The sequence below is a fragment of the Psychrobacter sp. 1U2 genome (assembly GCF_051847575.1).
The window spans coordinates 1-1951 of record NZ_JBPYDC010000092.1; the positions used below are offsets into that span (position 1 = coordinate 1).

The 1951-nt window shown below is 35.5% G+C and carries 2 protein-coding genes; one reads left to right on the forward strand and one right to left on the reverse strand.

The genetic code is table 11. From position 1 onward, the window contains the following. Window positions 1-441, reverse strand: a 441-nt coding sequence (locus tag ACS8FD_RS13400) for a citrate/2-methylcitrate synthase (RefSeq protein ID WP_439276246.1), incomplete at its 3' end; no start/stop codon positions are given. A gap of 1171 nt (window positions 442-1612) precedes the next feature. Between ACS8FD_RS13400 and sdhC the strand changes: the two genes are divergently transcribed. Continuing rightward, window positions 1613-1951 (forward strand): succinate dehydrogenase, cytochrome b556 subunit (gene sdhC, locus ACS8FD_RS13405; protein WP_439276247.1); only part of this gene is annotated, 339 nt, incomplete at its 3' end.

Here is a 1951-nt window from a genome sequence, read left to right on the forward strand (position 1 = left end):
TGATAGCGCACCCACGACCCCAACCATGATTGCCATTGGGTGAGCATCACGGCGAAAGCCTTCAAAGAATTTACGCAGCTGGTCATGAACACCTGAATGCTTGCGAATTTTCCCAAAAAAGTCTGCTTTTTGTTCTTTATTAGGTAGGTCGCCATGAATAAGAGCATAAGCAACTTCTAGATACTCAGCGTTGTTCGCCAATTCATCAATAGGGTAGCCACGATGTAGTAACTCACCTTTGCCGCCGTCAATAAAAGTGATTTTTGATTCAACAGGAGCTGTGACTTTAAACCCTGGATCATAAGACCAGTAACCGGCTTCTTGTAAAGCAGCAACATCGACAACTGGGCGACCTAAAGTACCGTGAATAATAGGAAGTTGGTATTCCTTACCATCTACTACTAGTGTGGCTTCATTATTTGACTTAATGTTATCAGCCATAATTTCCTCTCCATTGGTTTTAGCTTGTTAGAGTAAAAATACAAACGACACATAATTTTGTGACGTTACATGAACAAATATGAATTTAACTGATTTAAGATTGAGGCTATGTTACCAGTAATTTGACATAATTAGAAAAGAGTTTTAGCAGCTATATCCCTAATTCACGTGGTTTCAGGGTAGTTATATAAGGTAATTTTTGTATCAAAATATGTCTGTTAGCATATTTAGCGCATATTTAAGGTTTTTATAAAAGTATCAAGGGGTCTGTTAATTTGATAAAAATTGACTCTTTTTATTTGTTTTACCGTTTTAGGTTTTTTATTAATACGATGAAGAACATCTAGTGCATGACCAGTAGTCAAATCTGAGCTTGCTTGTTGCAGGTTCTAAAATAGTAAGGTTGCGACAATTTTATTACCATTGATAGGTTTTATGTCAACATAACCACTATATTCACTATTTAAGGGATAAATTTGTAATTGTCGGCTAGCCATTTTATAATGGCGTGATTTGACTGATGCTGATTATATATTAATGAATGTTAAGTAAGATACATGCGTTTGTTAAATCGTGAATCGAAAGGTGCTTTTTTTGATTGAATACGTAAATTTATAGTTATAACAATAGTTTATAGTGTCTATATTGGCGTTGTTTGTTCTATTTTTATATTGATTCTAAGACCGTTTGTGTCTTAGCAGGCAGTCAAATGACAATGTCTGTTTTTATTAAGAAATCAATTAAAAATAGACCAGTTAACTGAACCTCTTAAAAGACAGTCAACTATAAAATATGAATAAAAATACGTAGGGTTAAAGAATCTAGTACCTTAACTTTAGTATCTTAAATTTAGACAGACAGAATAGTTGATTCAAGCAAAACAATCGACTTAATTAAAACATAGCCATGTGTTCAACTTGCAAATTGTGATCGTCATATAAGTATCGTGTATGAGTGCTATGACTACTGACGATGAGCAAGCATTGTATTAATAATATAGACAGTTAATCGTGAATGTTTTATCTGTTGAATGCATATGAATGCCTAGCGTAAACTAGCACAGTCAGCTAGCTCTTCCTTACTTTATTCATCTCGTATGTTGCTAAATGTTTGGTAGGATAGATTCCTGCTTAGCGTTGATAGTAGATACAGGAGTATAACCGCAAAAAGGATGCCCGCTGTGAAAAGCAACCGACCTATTGATCTGCCTTTGAGCCAAGTGATGGCCGTTAATCGCTCACCGATTGCGATAGCTTCAATTCTACATCGTATATCTGGCATTGTTCTATTCTTATTAATCCCTGTCATGCTTTGGTTGTTACAGACCTCTCTTGCGTCACCTGAGAGCTTTGCAACCGTATTTGATAATGTTTTTGTTCGCTTTTTAGCATGGATATTCGTTGCATCGATTGCATATCATTTTGTAATGGGTATCAAGCATTTATTTGCTGATAACGGTAACAACGAAGAGCTGAAATCAGCACGTATGGTGTCTGTTGTCAGTTTAGTG